Genomic DNA, 18331 nt, shown 5'->3' on the forward strand with positions numbered 1-18331 from the left:
CTTCCGCGCAAATCGGGGTAGACGTAAAGCCTACCCCTACGGTTATTCGGCTTTTAAAGATTTTACGGGATTTATCAACGCGGCACGAATAGCTTGGAAACTTACGGTCAACAAGGTAATGGCAACAGCTCCGACGGCCGATGCGATAAACACCCACCAGGAAATTTCGACGCGATAGTCATAGCCTTTGAGCCAATCGTTGAGATAATAGTAAGCGATTGGGGTAGCAATGAGGCAGGAGAGCAACACCAACCAAACAAAATCTTTGGAAAGCATTTGCCAAAGATTGCCAACGCTCGCTCCCAATACTTTGCGGATACCGATCTCTTTGGTACGTTGTTCGGCCACGAAGCTTGCCATACCGAAAAGTCCCAAGCAAGAGATAAAAATGGCCAAAACAGCAAAATAGAATGATAACTTGCCAATGCGTTCTTCGCCCTTGAATTTATTGCCGTATTGTTGGTCAACAAATTCGTAGGTAAACGGAACGTTAGCGACATACTTTTTCCAAGTCTGCTCCACTTTGGCAATTGATTGACTCGGACTTTTTGCCGGATTTAATTTGAGCGTTAAATTATATCGATTGCCTTCCCTGCCCAAGTGATAAAGGGAGGGACGTACCGGATAAAAGGGCGATTCCTGCATGATATCGCTTACGACTCCGATAATAGTAAATGGTTTGCCGTTCCATTTTAATATTTTTCCTACGGGATTGTCAAATCCTAAAAATTTGGTCATGGACTCATTCACAATGAACGCTGCGGAGTCGCTGGCGAAATCACGGGAGAAATCGCGTCCCTGTTTTACCTTCCAACCAACGGTTTTCCCCCATTCCGGTGTCACGTTGCTGTTGGGGAAGTCAACGGCTAAGTTGGGGTCTTTACCTTCCCAATCAAAACCGCCGTTGGTATTCCAAACCCCGGTAAGCGGACTGTTGGAGGAGGTCATTTCTTCGATGGCGCCTGCCGATTTCAATTCGGCTCTGACTGCTTCATAATGCTCTCGTATCTCTTTTTCCATTCCCATATTTACCAAACCGTTGCGATTGTAGCCGATGGGCCGGTTTTTGGCGTGTTGGATCTGTTGAAACACAATGACAGTACCAATGATTAATATCACCGAGACCGTAAATTGCACCATGACCAATACCTGACGGGGAAGGGCCGCCCATTTGCCTACTCTAAATGTACCCTTAAGCACTTTAAGTGGCTGGAATGAAGATAAATAAAACGCCGGGTAGCTGCCCGCCAAAAGACCGGTGATACCAATAAATGATAAACTAATGATCCAGAAAAGCGGGCTTGTCCAAAGAATTTCGATTTTTTTATCGGCCACTTCATTAAACAACGGTAATAGTAAAACCGCCAAAAGAAGAGATAAGAGGAAAGCAAAAAACACCACTAAATAAGATTCGGCAAAAAACTGATTGATCAACTGCGACCGAACTGATCCAACCGCTTTTCTGATGCCTACTTCTTTGGCGCGCTTTTCACTGCGCGCCGTGGCCAAATTCATAAAATTGATACAGGCTAAAATCAACACAAAGGCACCGATAATGCCAAACATCCAAACGTATTTGATCTGTCCGCCGATGTTTACGCCGTTTTTAAATTCATTATATAGCTGCCATTTGCTCATGGGATGCAGGAAAACTTCCCATTTGTATTTGGCTTCTTCTTTGCCAACATTATTGAGTTTTACATTTTTGATTCTGGCCGAAGCGGCTGCCATACTTACGTTATCAGCCACTTGGGCAAATGTTTGGCTGAAATTGCTTCCCCAAGGATTTTCCATTGTTTTTGCCCAAGGATTATCGATCAACCAAAGCGACCACGGCATGATTACCTTTACGTCGCGGAATGAAGTGTTATAGGGCAAGTCTTCGTAAACACCTGTCACTTTAACATCATACGAGCGGTTGACTTTCAGTGTTTTATCTAAAGGGTCTGTATCCCCAAAAAGTGACTTTGCCACTGACGCTGAAAGCATGATCGAATAAGGGTCTTTTAAACCGGCATACGTACCACGCAGCATTTTGAGACTCAGCATGGCCGGCGCATCGGACTCAAAATAAATGCCCTGTTTGCTAACGTGATTATCGCCCAACGATAACACATAAGAGCCTTGCCAGGAAGCCTGTAATACATATTTGAAATTGCTGCCAAATTTCTCTCTGATTTCAGGGCCCATCAACGCCGGGTTGGAGGTTTGTGTTTCCACTTTTCCGTTGAATTCAGCATGTTGCATCACTTGGGCAATGCGTTCGTAGTTTTGGTGGTATTTATCGAACGACAGCTCATCGTGCATCCAAAGTCCAATGAGCATGGCTACCGTCATGCCTACCGCCAGCCCACCAATATTGATGAAACTGTACATTTTATTTTTGAGGAGATTCCTCCTGGCGATTTTAAGATAATTTAGCAGCATAGCTTTTGGGTTATTAAAGATTGTAGGGGCAGGCCCGCTGCGGCGTACCGTTTGCGTCTGCCCGATGTCTCGACCTTATACAGAAAGGTGGGCAGACGTAAAGCCTGCCCCTACGGTTACTCTGCTTTTAATGATTTTACGGGATTCATCAGTGCCGCCCGAATGGCTTGGTAACTGACCGTCAGCAACGTAATGAGCAGCGCGATCAAACCCGATAGCGCAAAGACCCACCACTGAATGCTGACGCGGTAAGGATATTGCTCCAGCCAACTGCTCATGGCGTACCAGGCAATCAGCGCCGCAATGACGAAAGAAACCAAGATCAGTTTCAGGAATTCTTTGGACAACAAGGCTGTCAAACTTAGCACCGATGCGCCCAATACCTTACGCACACCGATTTCTTTGGTGCGGTTTTCGGCGATGTAGGTTGCCAAACCAAATAATCCCAAACATGAAATAAAGATGGTCAGGCCGGCAAAAAGTGCGGCCAGTTTACCGGTTCGTTCTTCATCCTCAAATTTTGCGGCGTATTCAGCGTCCACAAATTGGTATTCGAATGGGTACTCAGCGTTGTATTTTTTGAAAATACTTTCAGCCTTTTTTAAATTCTGAGCGGTTTGGCGGTCGCTGTTAAGCTTGATATGCATTACGTTAAACCACCCTTTGCTACCCTCGATCACCATTGGTACGGTAGGATGGTAAGGCGATTGTAAAATAAAATCTTTAATGACACCTACCACGTGCCACTCTTTGCCATTGTCGTTGATCAGTTGACCGATAGGCTGTTTGAAATTCATGGCTTTAACCGCCGATTGGTTCAGGATCACGGCCAATGAATCGGTTGGGTATTCTTTCAGGTTAAAATCGCGACCCTCCACAAATTGCAATCCGGCGGTGGTGCCAAGTCCTTCATCGGCGCAAAAACGGTCGATGATCGTTTTGTCGTTCGGGTCTTTGCCTTTCCACCCAATGCCCCACGTATTGCTCCAGCCTTGCGTCAGCGGAGCGCTTGTTTTGGTGATTGAAGTGGCAACGCCGGATTCCAGTAACTCGTTTTTGATAAGGGTATAGTTTTTCTCAATATCGCCCGTGAGAGGATGATAGATCAGGTTATTCTTGTTATAACCTGCTTCCTTGTTTTGGGCATGGTCGATTTGCTGTTTGACAATAATGGTGCAGATGATGAGCGTAATGGCAAATGTAAACTGCAACACAACCAGTACTTTACGCGGCGTAACCAAGGCATTTACTTTGGTGAAGGTTCCCTTTAATACTTTTACGGGTTGAAAAGAGGAAAGGAAAAAGGCCGGATAACTTCCCGCTAAAATGCCCGTAAACAAAATAAAACCAATGATCGCCAACCAGAGGAAAGGATTTGCGTAGTCGATAAAAAGTTTTTTATCTGTAAGTTCATTGAATCCTGAAAGACTAAGCAAAACAATGAAAAACGCAACAATACCCGCCATCAATGAAATCAGAATTGACTCGCCGATAAACTGACTGATCAAAGAGGATTTATGAGCCCCTACCACTTTCCGAACGCCTACTTCTTTGGCGCGTTTTTCACTGCGTGCGGTACTTAAATTCATGAAATTGATGCAGGCAATGAGCAGAATAAAGACGGCAATGATCCCAAAAAGCTTGACAAACGTGATACGTCCGCCTTCTTCTACGCCTTCTACAAAACTCGAATATAAGCGCCAACGATTCATAGGATAAATGAACATTTGCCCTTTGGCGTCATCTTTATCGTAGCGGGCGCGGAGTGTTTTGAGCTTAGGTGCGATCGAAGAAAGTTGAGCATTGGGTTTGAGTAATACATAGGTGCGGGTAGAATTATTACCCCAATACTCATCGTCTTGGCCTATTTTTTTCAGGTAGTGCCACGATAGCAAATATTCAAAATTGAAACGCGTATTGTTAGGAAGGTCTTTAACAATCCCCGAAACGGTAAAGTTATCTTTGTTGTCCAATTTGATGGTTTTGCCCATTGGATCTTGATCGCCAAATAGCTTTTTAGCCAGTTTTTCGGTCAATACAATCGATCCGACATCTTTCAGTGCCGTTTTGGGATTGCCGTTGATGAGTGGAAAACTGAATACCTGCAAAAAGCCGGGGTCCACCACGTTTCCTTTAATGGTCAGGCGTTTATCGCCGATGCTGAACAGATAACTGCTTGGCCAGTTGACGCGCACGGCGCGCTCTACTTCCGGAAAATCTTTTTCCAGCGTCCTTGCCAGCACCTTAGGGGTGGTATTCCAGCTTTGTAATTTACCGCTGTACTCGGCTCGATTCCATGCTTCATAGATACGGTCTTTCTTGGCATGGAATTGGTCATAACTCAACTCATTTTGTACCCATAACAAAATTAACATCGCACTCGCCATGCCAACGGCCAGTCCGGCAATGTTGATAAACGTAAACGCTTTGTTACGGAAGAGGTTTCTAAACGCTACTTTTAAAAAATTACGTATCATGGTATTATTGTTTATTCTGCTTTTAATGATTTTACGGGGTTCATCAATGCCGCTCGAATGGCTTGGTAACTTACGGTCAATAAGGCAATGGCAATAGCCGCTACCGCTGCTGAGGCAAAATACCACCACTCCAGATCAATCTGATAGGCGTATTTTTCAAGCCAGTTTTTGAGGAAGTACCACGCCACCGGAAACGCAATAAGCGTAGCGATCAATACCGGCTTAATAAAGTCCATCGACAGCAGAGTCGTAATACCTGCCACCGAAGCGCCCAGTACTTTTCTGACGCCGATCTCTTTGGTGCGCTGCTCCGCCGTAAACGTGGCCAGACCGAACAGCCCTAAGCACGAAATGAAAATGGCGAGGATAGCAAAGTAGTTGGCCAATTGCGTAACCACCTGTTCGCTTTTGTACAATTTAGCGTAATCATCGTCCGAAAATTGGTAGGTAAACGGAAATTTAGGATTGAGTTCTTTGCTGATCTTTTCCAAACTCGCCAAGGACTCTTTGGTCTTTCCGGCGTGTGTGCGTATTAAAATGCTGCCGTAATCAATATTTTCATCAAGGCGCGCAATCATAGGAATGATGGCTGAATGGAGCGATTGGAAATGAAAATCTTTCAGCACTCCGATGATCTTCCCTTTTTTGCCCCACATGGTAAGTGGTTGGTCGATGGGGTTTTTGTACCCAATTCGTTTCAGTGCCGCTTCGTTAATAATGTATCCTACCGAATCCGTAGCAAAGGCCTTAGAGAAATCGCGCCCTTCCCGAAGTTTCAATTGTAGGGTTTTTATAAAATCGTAGCCTACCTGCGTAAATGCAAATTGAATGTTAACGTTGGGGTCTTTACCGGGCCAATCTACTCCTCCCGTAGTATTGCCGATGCGGGTGGGGGCTTGGGTCATTTTACTGATCTCTTTGATGTGGCCGGTTTTTAGCATTTCCTCTTTGAACGTGCTGTAATTTTTCAACAGATCACCTTCCAGAGGAACGTAAATGAGGTTTTCGCGGTCATACCCGAGATTCTTACTTTGGACAAAATCCACTTGCCGATAAATGACGATCATGCTGACAATGAGCATAATGGAAAGGGCAAATTGAAAAACTACTAACCCCTGACGAAAATACGTGGCACCGGAACTGAATTTCAACGCGCCTTTTAACACTCGAATGGGCTGAAGGGAAGATAAGAAAAGCGCGGGGTAACTGCCGGCTACCAAGCCAGTCACCAATAATAAACCGACCAATGCCAACCAAAAAACAGGCTGATTCAGCGGTAAAATCATGGTTTTATTGGTCAGGCTATTAAACGAAGGCAACAATAGCGTAACGAGCAAAATCGCGGCTAAAATGGAGAAAAAGGTAAGCAACAGCGCTTCTCCCGAAAATTGACCGATCAATGCGGATTTCATGGCACCCACTACTTTGCGAATACCTACTTCTTTGGCGCGTTTTGCTGAGCGGGCGGTGGTCAGATTCATAAAATTGATGCAGGCGATCAACAGGATAATGACCGCTACAATACTGAAAAGCTTCACGTATTCAATGCGCCCGCCGTCGGGTTTGCCCTCCTTAAAATTGCCTCGCAGATAGGTATCTGAATAGTTCATGATACCTAATCGGATATAAAAGGCTTTGTTTTGGTATTTGTTGTAGAGGTCTAAAAAGCGTTCCAGTTTGGCGGCTACTTTCGCAGCATCCGCGTCGACGCGAAGTTGGATGTACGTATCCGGTGAGTTGTTTCCCCAATCTTTCACCCATTCATTTTGTTTTACGTACTCAGCCCAGTTCAATACCCAATCAAATTTGGCGGAAGAGTTGGCCGGTACATTTTCAAAAACGGCCGCTATTTTAAAATCATTTTTGTTGTCAAATCGAATCGCTTGTCCGAGCGCTTTTTCGGGGCTTCCATAAAATTGCTCTGCCATATTTCTCGAAATGGCAATATCGTTGGGCGTTTTCAGAGCCGTTGCCGCCGTTCCCTGCAAAATCGGATAACTGAACATTTTGAAGAAATCAGCTCCCGCCCATGTGCCTTCCATTTTATTGATTTTATCGCCTGCCTGAAAGGTATTGCGGTTTCCCCAATCAGCTCCGCAGGCGTATTCCACTTCGGGGATTTTGCGCTTGATTTCGTCGGCCAGCAATCCGGGCGTCGAAAAATGCGTGTTGATCTTGCCATCATGGTATTGACGTTCGTAAATAGAATACACCCGTTCTTTGTTGGCATGAAAAGCATCAATACTCAGCTCATCATAGACCCAGAGCATAATGAGCAGGCTGCACGCCATGCCCAACGCCAGACCCAAAATGTTGATGAGCGAAAAAGTTTTGTTTTTAACCAAGTTTCGCCAGGCGATTTTTAAATAATTACGTAGCATAGCTGTAAGGGTTGTTTAGTTGGAACAGGGATAACGGAGTTGCGGAACACGGGAAAAATACGTTTTCCATTCTCCCCAGCCTCCTTTTTCGAACTTTCATTCTGTTTTCAAACTCGTCACCGGATTTGCCGCTGCGGCTCTAATAGACTGAAAACCAACGGTAAAAATGGCGATCAGAAAAATCAGGCAAAAGAACAGGGCCATTAAACCGAAGTCGATAGATGTATGAAAAGTGAAAACATTCAGGATAAATATTCCCGAAAAAAAGCCTATCGGTAAGGCAACCAATCCTGCAATGAGCAATAACTTCATAAAACTCCACGACAAAATCCTGACCACCTCCCACACCGAAGCGCCCATTACCTTTCTAATTCCGATTTCTTTTATCCGTTTTTCGGTACTGTACGTCACCATTCCGAGCAAACCCATGATGGCAATGACAAAAATGACCATCGAAGCCATTCCCATCATTTTCATGTCTTCGGCGGGATAGTAGCGGTCATACATTTCTTTTTCGTACCAGGAAAACACCATTTGTTCAAAAGGATACTGCTTTTTCCAGATCGCTTTCATGTCGGCTAAAAACGGCTCTTGCGCAGTGTTTTCGTTGATTTTGATGGTAAGAACGTGAAACTGTGAAGGATTGTACTGAAAGACCAACGGCTGAATGTCAAACTGATAGTTGAAATGGCAGAAATTCTGCACAACGCCCATTACCTGAAGCTCAGCGTTGTTGTTGAGAATGATGGTTTTTCCGATGGCTTCATTCGGCGATCCCAAACGCAGCCTTTCTACGGCTTTTTCGTTGAGAACCACAAAGTTGGTTGCTGAATCTGATTTTGAGGCAGGAAGGTTTTGTCCGGCCACAAAGGTCAGTTTCATGTTTTCGATGAAATTCCGATCTGTTGCATAATAGTAAGTAGCCGTATTCTCTTCTTTTTTGTTGGCTTTTATGGCATTTTGAGCCGTTATTCCACCAAATGGAATGGACGTTAGGCCGATTTTTTCAACATTCTTATTTTTTGAGATCTCATCGAACAATAACTGATAGTTGTTATCGGCCAGCGTAATATTGAAAATGCCTTTTCGGTTAAAGTTGTCGTTTTCGGTAGCCATGTACTCAAACTGACTGTAGAAATGCCCGATCCAAAAAACAAAGGACATGGAGGCAATGAACTGCACGACAATGAGGCTCCTGCGGAAACTTACTTTACCAAACGACGCCGGCGAAAGGGTGCCTTTCAACACCTGCGCAGGTTGAAAACCTGACAAGATCCACGCCGGCAGTATACCGGCCAAAATGCCCAAAAACAAGGCAAAAACAATGAATGTGAGCCAGATCAGCCATTGGTTTTCCACTTCCCACGTTACCCATTGCACATGGATGAACTGCTTCATCAGGTAAAGGATCAACGTACCGATCAACAAAGCAAACAAGGCAATAATGATGGCTTCGCAAATGAATTGAAGGATCAACTGACCACGAAGGCCGCCCATTACTTTTCGAACGCCAACCTCACGCGCACGGCCCAACGAACGAGCCAACGTAAGGTTGGTGTAATTGAATCCTGCCAAGAGAAGGATCATGAGCGGAAGGGCAAAATTGACATAAATATCGCTCCACTTTTCCACGTACGGATTTTCACGGAGGTCTTCAGCACTTGGAGAAATATCGGCAAGCGCCTGCTTATGGAATTCGTTCTTTTTCTTGGCAAAAACCAAGTTTGAATTGGTTTCTTTGGCAATTTGCCGAAGCGCCGCATCCAATGATTTTGGGTCAGCATCGGCCCTTAGTCTGACAAACGCATGGCTTTTGTAGCTTGCCCACGATTGTGATTTGATAACATCTTTGTTGAGATTTTGATAGGTCGCCATCGAGATCATCACATCGCTCCTGAACTGTGTCTGTTTTTTAAACGGCTTCAACACTCCCGTGATCTTGAATACTCCGTAGGTTGGATGCGACAGGGTTTTTCCGATAGGGTTGAGGTCATTAAAAAACTTCTCGGCCATTTCATGGGTCAGAACCAAGCTGTTTGGCTCGACCGGCAACGAACCTTTCTCCAGTCCGAAACCGAAAATTTCGAAAAAAGTGGGTTCCACATAAATGGAATTTACTCTTAAATTCTTGATCCGATTGGAAAGCTCCCAGCCATACTCACGCACCACTTTTGTTGCTTTTTCGACAACGGGATAATCGTTTTTCAGTTTATCGGCAAGCAGAAAAGGAGAAGAGGCGTACTTGATCTTATTGCCGTCAAGCGAGTTTTCATCGGTAATGATACGGTAGATCCTGTCCGAATTTGGGTGAAAATTGTCGGACTCAAAGGTGCTTTGCAATTGCATAAACGAAAGCAAGGCAAACGGAATTGCCAAGCCCAAACCCACAATATTGATGAAGGAAAAAAGCTTGTTTTTCCAGAGGTTACGCCAGGCGATTTTCAGATAGCTGCGTATCATATTATTTTTTTTTTAATGCTGTATGGAATGATTTTACTCTGTTTTCAATGATTTCACCGGGTTCATCAACGCGGCTTTGATGGCCTGAAAACCCACCGTGCCGAAGGCGATCAATATCGCCAATAAACCGGCTATGCCGAATATCCACCACGAAATTTCGATGCGATAAGCAAAGTCTTCCAACCACTGATTCATAAAATACCACGCAATGGGCGAAGCAATGACAAGCGCAATGAACACAAGCTTTAAAAACTCGCTCGATAGCATACTGACAATGCTTGTGACGCTCGCTCCCAATACTTTACGAATGCCGATCTCTTTGGTGCGTTTGGCAGCTGTAAAAGCGGCTAATCCAAATAAGCCCAAACAGGCAATAAGGATCGCCAATACCGCAAAGACGCTGAAAATGGTCGAGGTACGTTGTTCAGATTGATATTGACGGTTGAAATCTTCATCCAGAAAGAAATAATTGAAAGTGTAACCTGCAAAACGATTTTTCCAGAACTTTTCCACTTCGGCTACCGATGTGGTTACATCGCCTGACCCCATGCGCAATGCCAAATACCCATAGGCGTAAGGAGCCATGAAGGTCAAAAGAGGCTTTATTTTTTTCTGTAAACCATGTTGGTGAAAATCAGCGATGACGCCTACCACCTGACCATCGTCCAGTCCGGGCGTTGTTAGTTTTTTGCCAACGGCTTCGTCGGGTTTCCAGCCGAGGGCTTTGCAAGCTGCTTCGTTGAGCAGAACGCCGTGCTCGGCATCCGTAGTGAATTTTTTTGAATAATCACGACCGTGCCGGATGTTCATTCCCAGCGTTTTGACATAATCATGATCTACCGGAATGACTTCCAACGAAATGGCTTGGTCCTGTGGACGTCCATCTACCCAGACCATTTGCCCGTTCCAACCGTTACGTCCCGGCAAAGCGGCTACTCCCGTCGCCGATTCAATGTTAGGCAACGCTGCGAGTTGTTGTTTTATGGATTCAAAATTTTCAACCACTTGGCGTCGAGGTGTTTGGCGGAGATCTACCACAAGGACACGCTCTTTGGTAAATCCAAGTTTTTGTGCCTGCATAAATCGCACTTGCCGAACCACTACCAATGTGCTGACAATCAGAATCAATGAGATCGTAAATTGAAATACTACCAATCCTTGGCGCAACCAAGTGCCTTTGTTGGCAGCCGTTAAAACGCCCCGTAATGTATCTATCGGTCGAAAACGTGTAATCACCAATGAAGGGTACCAACCTGCCAACAGACCCGTTGCTACTAAAAAACAACTACCGATTGCGATGGTAAGAGGGTGCACTAATCGGGCAATGGGAATGGCCTTTTGGGTTAATTCATTCAGGTAAGGCAACGCGACGACCATCAGCAACGCAGACAATACGCCTGCCAAGAGTGCCAATAATAAAGATTCTCCGATAAACTGACCGATCAATGCGCTGTACCCCGCGCCGATGGCCTTCCGAACGCCTACTTCTTTGGCGCGCTGACTCTGATGGGCCGTTGATAAATTAATGAAGTTGATACAGGCAAGCAGCAATAAGAAAATGCCGATAGCTCCCAACATAGACAATTGTTTGGCGCTACCGGTAGCTTTGTTGATACCGCTTGCTTCCGAATGAAGATAGATCGACGGAACGGCTTCCAAGCTGTGAGTTACTTCAAAACCATTGTTTTTATACTCTTTGCTGTTGTATTTCATCGACAACGCCGAGATTTTCTTTTCAGCCGCTTCCGGATTGGCATTTTTATCCAGCAATACATAGCAAAACTCATCCCACGTAAACCACGCGTCGGCGGTTCCGCCCATTGCATAAAAGGTGGGCAGCGAGATCAATACCTGAAAATCAATGTGCGAAAGCTGTTGCGATTCGGCCAAAACACCCGTAACCTTAAACGGAATGGTGTCGTTGAGGAGAAGTGTTTTACCCAATGCCGATTCGTTGCCAAAGTATTTACGGGCAATATCAGCCGTAAGTACTAATGTATAAGGCTGTTGAAGAGCAGTGTGTGAGTCTCCTTCTTTTAAAGGAAAAGTAAAGGTTTCCAAAAAATGCTCTCCTGCAAACAACTCCTTGTCAAAGAAATATTGGTTATTGGCTTTAACGGGCAGATTGGCCCAACGAACGGCAACCACCTGTTCGGCTTCGGGTACTTCCCGCAGGATGGTTTGCGCCAACGGACGCCCAACCGTGCCGGCCGCCAATTCTTCTTTGCCGTTTGAAATCGTATTGGTAAGCACGCGGTAGATACGGTCGCCTTTTTCGTGAAAACGGTCTACCTGCCATTCTTCAAAAATGTACAGGGCAATTAAACCGCAGGCTGCCAGACCAATGGTCAGGCTCAACACGTTGGTAAACGTATAGGTTTTATTTTTCAGCAGGTTTCGCCAAGCGATCTTCAAGTAGTTGCGTAGCATAGTTTACAGTGTATTTAATGATTTTATGGAGAATCATTACTGTCGGGTAATTGTTAAATCGGCAAAACTTCCATCAGAGCCATAATCCACCCAAAGCCCGATCTGTCCACTTTTTGTATCGGTCAATTTCTCTGCTTCAAGGCTGGATTTTGGTGAATTATTGACGAAAACAGCAACTTTTTTACCTTTAACGGTCACTTTTACATGAAACCAATCGTCAGGATCAGGTACCGGATCGACCTTATTCTCATATTTTTGCGGATGCTCCGCTCTCAATTTCGACCAACGGAAATTCGGTAACGACATGTACTGAACCGCTCTTACGCGCCGTGCGGTATCAGGATTTGCAAAATTGAATGGCCTGAAATAAACCACATCGTAAGTGCTGTCATTTTGGACATGAAAAGCGAGGCCTACAAAACTTTTTTGCAGTACATTTCTTCCTTTTACATCAAATTCAATCGTGCCTTCAGAAAAAATATAGCTTTTCAAGAGCCAAAGTCCGGGACCGTTATCTTCATTGAATTTTATGCCATCTTTGCCGTTTTCATTGATCGTCTCAATCGTTCTGCCTGATAAAGTCCATTTGTTTACGTTCTGTAAAGCGGGCTTAAAAGATTGAGCATTTGCATAATTGATCAGCAAAAACACAAGGCCAACCATTGGGATTTTCTTCATGATTTTCGGCTTGTTTTTAATTAACCACAATCTATTTGGTGGCCGATGCGCAGTATGTGGCCGTCGGGATCTTCAATGTACATCTCACGCATATTCCATTCCTGATTGAGCGGCGGAGCGAGTATTTTGGCACCTTTTCCTTTGATCTGCTCGTAATATTCGTCCACATTATCCACAATAAGCGCCAGCCAAGTGCCCGGATTTCCCTGATCTTTCAGACAAAAGAAGATTTCAACATCATCTTTCACGACCCCACCAAAACCGGGAGGGCTACCCCACGTCCAACTTTCCTCAAAGCCGAGGATTTCGGTGTAATATTTCAAGCTTTGCTCAATGTCTTCCGAATAAAGAATAGGGTTTGATTTCTCAAATTTCATGGCTGAACGCTGTTAACGGGTTATCACTCCGATTTCAAACTTTGGACCGGGTTCATTAAGGCTGCTTTGATGGCTTGGTAGCTTACCGTGAGTAAAGCAATGATAATTGCTGACAAGCCTGCCAACGCAAAAACCCACCATTTAACTTCGATGTGGTAGGCAAATTCCTGCAACCACGCATCCGTTGCCCACCACGCGATTGGAAACGCAATTCCATTGGCGATCAACACCAATTTGAGGAAATCTTTGGAGAGCAATGTCGTAAGATTGCCCACACTTGCCCCCAGTACTTTCCGAACGCCTACTTCTTTGATTCGTTGCTCGGCGGCGTAGGTAGCCAAGCCAAAAAGCCCCAGACAGGCAATGAAGATCGTGGCCAAGGCAACCCAGATCAAAAGGGCTTCGCGTCGTTGGTCTTCAATATAGAACAACGCAAGTTGTTCGTCCAGAAAATGGTATTCAAAAGGCTCATTCGCATCAGTTTGCAGCATAGCGGCTTTCATTTTTTCCAATGTGGCCGGTATGTCTTTTCCTTCAATACGGGCGGTGAAGTAGTCGATGTTGTGGACAGGATTCCGCTGATACGCCAGCACCATCGGCGCAATTTTTTCGCGCAATGACTGGAAATGAAAATCTTTGCAAATACCGATGATACGGGCTTTGAAGGGTTGTTTGGACTCATTGACCGGAAAATAACTGCCGCCAAAAGCCATCGTAGGGATTTCCACCCACTGGTCCGACAGCTCGGTGATGTTCAATAGTTTAGCCGCCGTTTCATTGATGATAATGGACGAAGAATCATTGAGACTGCTAAAGTTTTTGCCTTTCAAAAGTGTGATCTCAAAGGTTTTGGCAAAGTTCTCGTCTGCGCCTAACAGGTAAGCCACCTTCGGTTCTTCGGTATTACCTTCGGTTTTGATCTTAACGGTAGGTATGTCTTTCCACTCGCCCGGCACGCGCGACGAGACCGCCGTAGTTTTGACGCCCGCTATTTTGTTGAATTCGGCTTTAATGGTTTCTGCCCCTTTGCGTACTTTTCCGCTGTTGATGTCTACCACAACCAACAGTTCTTTAGTAAAGCCGAGGTTTTTGTTACTCACGAAGCGCACTTGCAGGAAAAGCACAAGCGTTGCTACCATCATTACGATTGAAATGGTAAACTGAAAAATAACCAATCCTTTCCGCAACGACAGATCGCCTTTGTTTTGAAGTTTGAGACTTTTCAGCAACAAAAGCGGACTGAAACTTGATAACATGAATGCAGGGTAAGAGCCTGACAGTAGCCCTGCTATCGTAAGTATGCCGATGGTATAAAGCCAAATTCTATAATCGGTTTGAAAGCCGAGCGAGAGTTGTTTGTTGGTAAATTCGTTGAGCGCAGGCAGGCAAATATTAACAACAACTATCGCCAAAACAAACGAAATCATCGTTACAAGCAATGATTCGGTCAGAAACTGATTGATCAATTGACTGCGAAAGGCTCCGTTGGCTTTCCGAACACCAATCTCTTTGGAACGATTGGAAGCGCGGGCTGTGGTCAAATTCATGTAGTTGATGCAGGCGATCAGCAGTACAAAAATGGCGACAACGGCAAATATTTTTATATACAGCAAATTTCCCTGTCCGGTAGCCGCGACATTTGAATTTCGGGCACCGTCTACGATATTTTGAGAATACAGGTGAATATCCTTCAATGATTGAAGGGTATAAGCAAGTGTGGTGCCTGTTTCGGGTTTGTAATTGGCGTAAATGAACTTGGTGATCTTTTTGGAAACACTTGCTGCGTCGGTATTGGCCTTTAACAAAGCATACACCGAAAACGAATGGGACGACCAATCATTTATCGCCATTTGCTTAAAACCGTCGGTGTTACGAAAGGTGCCTTCGGAGATCATCAGGTTAAAATCAAAGCTCGAATTGCGAGGGTGATCTTTCAGAACGGCCGTAACTTTTAAAGGCGTTTCAAAAAAATCGAATTTGACCGTTTTTCCGACAACTTTTGAATCCGTAAAGAGCTTTTGGGCCAACGCCTCCACAATAACAATGGAATTCGGTTCTTTAAGGGCCGTTTTAGCGTCGCCGTCAATGGTCTCAAAATCAAATATTTCCATCAAGCCATTGTCGGCAATGGCAATGGTTTCCTGAAATCTGTTTTTACTTTTCGGAATAGAAATATTATCCCGTCCTGAGCGCGTAATGCGAGCGGTATTTTCAATTTCAGCGATTGCTTTTTTGGATTCTTCGGCCAATTTATAGCTTCCTGCTGCAATGGTCAGGTCTTCTTCGCTTGATTTTTTATGCTCAATGACGCGGTAGATACGCTCGGTTTTACTGTGTTGTCGGTCAAACGTCAGTTCGTCAAATAGGTACAGTCCGATCAGCAAAAAGCAGGAAATGCCAAAGGTAAGTCCTGCTACATTGAGCGCCGTGTAGAGTTTATTGCGAACCAACGTTCGGAGGGCGATCTTGAGATAATTACGTATCATAGTTTTTATATTTTATTGGAACAGGAGATAGTGGGACAATGGAGAAAGTAGTTGCGGACGGGAGCTCCCACGGTCCGCTCGTGCGATGCGACACATATGTTCTCCGTGCTTCCTTACCACCATTTTCAAATTTTATTCCGTTTTCAATGATTTTACCGGATTCATTAAGGCCGCTTTGATGGATTGGAAACTCACCGTGAGCAAAGCAATAATGAGCGCCGAAACACCCGCCAACACAAACACCCACCACTTGATCTCAATGCGGCTCGCAAAATCCTGCAACCAATAATCCATCACAAACCACGCAATAGGGAAGGCAATGAGCGACGAGATGACCACGAGTTTCAGAAAATCTTTAGAGAGCAGTACCACAATGCTGGAAACGTTGGCTCCCAGTACTTTACGGACACCGATCTCCTTTGTACGCTGCAAAACATTGTAAGACGAAAGGCCCAAAAGCCCCAAACAGGCAACCAAAATGGCGAGCATTGCAAAAAAGCCAAACACTTTCCCGAACACTACATCTGATTTGTACTGACGGTCAAAATATTGATCCAAAAAGAAATAATTGAAGGGATCGTTGGGGAAATACTGCGCCCAAACCTGTTGAATTTCGGCCAGACTTTTGCTCATATCTTTCGTTTTGAGCTTTATGGAATTAAAGCGGCTATTGCCTCTTTCCAATCGAATGGTCATGGGGTTAACGGCTTTTTTCAGGCTCTCGTGGTGAAAGTCAGCCATCACGCCAACGATTTTCATTGTATCACCACCCAGAATAATATTTTCGTTCAATGCTTTCTCCGCATTGGCTATCCCCAATGCTTTAAGCCCTGACTCATTGAGTAATACATTTTTGCCGTTTTGGTCTTCGCCGAATTTTTCGGAAAACGTACGCCCGGCCACTAATTGTGTTTTGAAAGTGGGCACAAAATCGTAATCCATCGACATGATGTACATCGTCGTATTTGTTTCACCGGGCGCTCGCATCCACCGGGCACCGTTGGTCCAGTAAATCTCTTCGCCCGGTACGCTGGAAGAAACAGTGACGTTTTGTACATCACTCAGTCGCATCAAGCTGTTTTTGAAAGGTTTGAATGAACTTTGAAACAGAGAATCGCGTACGGAGCTTGCCCCTTCCAAGACCAAGGTTTGCTCAATGTCAACGCCCAATTTTTGATTACGCATAAAACCGATCTGCTGATATACCACAATGGTACCGACAATGAGGGCAATCGAAGCGGCAAATTGCGACACGATCAGCGTTCGGCGCATGGAAAGTCCACCCGTAATTTTCGGCAAAATACCTTTCAAGACAATGATAGGTTTCACGCCCGACATTACAACCGCCGGATACATGCCGGACAGCGTGGTTCCTAACAAAAACACTCCGATCATGAGCGTCCAAAAACTAAGATTTTCAGCAAAGGTGAACGCAAGCGGCTGTTCCAAAAAATTACTGAAAAACGGCATCGCTATTTTGGCGGTCAGTAAAGCCAGAAGCAAAGCGGAAAAATTGAGCAACAGGCTTTCCATCATAAATTGACCCACCAACTGCGGACGCAATGCGCCCATTACTTTCCGAACGCCCACTTCTTTAGCACGTTCGAGGGAGCGCGCCGTTGCAAGGTTGATATAGTTTGTCCAAGCGATGGCTAAAATGAAAAAAGCGATCAGAAACAGCCACGACACCGCTTGTCCGTTGCCGTTTACTTCCGCTTCCTGATTGAAATTGGAATACAAATGAATGTCCTGCATCGGCATCAGATGCGCCTCTGTGCGACGATTGCTTTTGGCATCGCGTTTTGAATCAATATACCGCTGACAGAAAGCCGGCATTTTAGCCTGTACCTGCTCTAAAGTTGCGCCCTGGCGCAGTTTGAAATAAGTATAGAAATCATACCATCCCCAAGCGGTTTCAGTGGAGTTCTCGGTATCCCCCTGCTCTTTTGCAATCTTGGCCAAAGTGCTGTAGGACAGCAGATAATCAATAATTAAATGAGAGTTTTTGGGGTAATCTTTAAAAACGCCCGTTATTTCTACGGAGCGTTCATGGCCAATGCCGCGTACTTTCAGTGATTTACCAAGGGGATTTTCGTCACCGAAATATTTACGGGCGTAGCTTTCCGAAAGCATCATTTTTTCGGGAGCGTTTAAGGCTGTTTTAGGATTTCCTTTGACCAATGGAATGGTAAAAACATCCAAAATGCCGGGATCAGCAAAATAGCCTTTCTTTTCGTTGAATTTGAGATTTCGCGATTCGTTGGTGAGTAAAACATCGGCATCGTGTAAACGACAAAATGACTCGATCTCGGGAAAGTCTTTTTTCATGGTAGGTCCAAAGGCAGGATAAACCGTGGCAGATTTCCACAGTAATTTTCCTTCTTTGTAAGAATCAATGCGCAGACGCGCCACTCGGTCGCCGTCTTTGTGAAATTTGTCGTACCCGCGCTCAAAATTGACGTACTGTAAGATCAGCAGGCAGCATGTCATGCCGATAGCTAAACCAAAAATGTTCAACAACGTAAATCCTTTACGTTTGAGGAGATTCCTCAGGGCGATTTTGAGATAATTTTTAAGCATAGCTGTAAGGGTTGTTTAGTTGGAATAGGGAAAAA

At 44.9% G+C, this 18331-nt stretch carries 9 protein-coding genes; all 9 read right to left on the minus strand.

Annotated elements, in window-relative coordinates:
• Positions 1 to 42: 42 nt before the first annotated feature.
• Positions 43 to 2376 (minus strand): ABC transporter permease, encoded by a 2334-nt coding sequence (locus ACQY73_RS20705; protein WP_428654453.1) that lies wholly within the window; start codon positions 2374 to 2376, stop codon positions 43 to 45.
• A 167-nt stretch (positions 2377 to 2543) separates the two neighbouring features.
• Positions 2544 to 4904, minus strand: coding sequence for an ABC transporter permease (locus ACQY73_RS20710; protein WP_428654455.1), 2361 nt, complete (start codon positions 4902 to 4904; stop codon positions 2544 to 2546).
• Positions 4905 to 4915: 11 nt separating this feature from the next.
• Positions 4916 to 7285, minus strand: a complete 2370-nt coding sequence (locus ACQY73_RS20715; RefSeq protein ID WP_428654457.1) for an ABC transporter permease — start codon at positions 7283 to 7285, stop codon at positions 4916 to 4918.
• Positions 7286 to 7381: 96 nt separating this feature from the next.
• Positions 7382 to 9745, minus strand: coding sequence for an ABC transporter permease (locus tag ACQY73_RS20720; RefSeq protein ID WP_428654459.1), 2364 nt, complete (start codon positions 9743 to 9745; stop codon positions 7382 to 7384).
• A gap of 33 nt (positions 9746 to 9778) precedes the next feature.
• Positions 9779 to 12175 carry an ABC transporter permease gene (locus ACQY73_RS20725; protein WP_428654461.1) on the minus strand — a complete coding sequence of 799 codons (2397 nt, stop codon included), beginning with the start codon at positions 12173 to 12175 and terminating at the stop codon, positions 9779 to 9781.
• Positions 12176 to 12211: 36 nt separating this feature from the next.
• Positions 12212 to 12853 carry a family 16 glycoside hydrolase gene (locus ACQY73_RS20730; RefSeq protein ID WP_428654463.1) on the minus strand — a complete coding sequence of 214 codons (642 nt, stop codon included), beginning with the start codon at positions 12851 to 12853 and terminating at the stop codon, positions 12212 to 12214.
• A 20-nt stretch (positions 12854 to 12873) separates the two neighbouring features.
• The gene (locus tag ACQY73_RS20735) at positions 12874 to 13230 is read right to left on the minus strand and encodes a glyoxalase superfamily protein (protein WP_428654465.1); all 357 of its coding nucleotides are present in this window, start codon (positions 13228 to 13230) and stop codon (positions 12874 to 12876) included.
• A 23-nt stretch (positions 13231 to 13253) separates the two neighbouring features.
• On the minus strand, positions 13254 to 15716 hold the full coding sequence (locus tag ACQY73_RS20740; RefSeq protein ID WP_428654467.1) for an ABC transporter permease: 2463 nt from the start codon (positions 15714 to 15716) through the stop codon (positions 13254 to 13256).
• Between the two features lie 132 nt (positions 15717 to 15848).
• Entirely contained in the window at positions 15849 to 18296 is a 2448-nt protein-coding gene (locus ACQY73_RS20745; RefSeq protein WP_428654469.1) for an ABC transporter permease, read from the minus strand.
• Positions 18297 to 18331 lie beyond the last annotated feature (35 nt).

It is taken from the genome of Runella sp. (assembly GCF_965279615.1).
In the GTDB taxonomy this organism is placed as follows: Bacteria; Bacteroidota; Bacteroidia; order Cytophagales; family Spirosomataceae; genus Runella.

What these genes read in the sequence shown, in the direction of transcription:
- ACQY73_RS20705 (WP_428654453.1), bottom strand. Translation starts at nt 2,376, where the DNA reads ATGTACAGTTTCATCAATATTGGTGGGCTGGCGGTAGGCATGACGGTA.
- ACQY73_RS20710 (WP_428654455.1), bottom strand. Translation starts at nt 4,904, where the DNA reads ATGATACGTAATTTTTTAAAAGTAGCGTTTAGAAACCTCTTCCGTAAC.
- ACQY73_RS20715 (WP_428654457.1), bottom strand. Translation starts at nt 7,285, where the DNA reads ATGCTACGTAATTATTTAAAAATCGCCTGGCGAAACTTGGTTAAAAAC.
- ACQY73_RS20720 (WP_428654459.1), bottom strand. Translation starts at nt 9,745, where the DNA reads ATGATACGCAGCTATCTGAAAATCGCCTGGCGTAACCTCTGGAAAAAC.
- ACQY73_RS20725 (WP_428654461.1), bottom strand. Translation starts at nt 12,175, where the DNA reads ATGCTACGCAACTACTTGAAGATCGCTTGGCGAAACCTGCTGAAAAAT.
- ACQY73_RS20730 (WP_428654463.1), bottom strand. Translation starts at nt 12,853, where the DNA reads ATGAAGAAAATCCCAATGGTTGGCCTTGTGTTTTTGCTGATCAATTAT.
- ACQY73_RS20735 (WP_428654465.1), bottom strand. Translation starts at nt 13,230, where the DNA reads ATGAAATTTGAGAAATCAAACCCTATTCTTTATTCGGAAGACATTGAG.
- ACQY73_RS20740 (WP_428654467.1), bottom strand. Translation starts at nt 15,716, where the DNA reads ATGATACGTAATTATCTCAAGATCGCCCTCCGAACGTTGGTTCGCAAT.
- ACQY73_RS20745 (WP_428654469.1), bottom strand. Translation starts at nt 18,296, where the DNA reads ATGCTTAAAAATTATCTCAAAATCGCCCTGAGGAATCTCCTCAAACGT.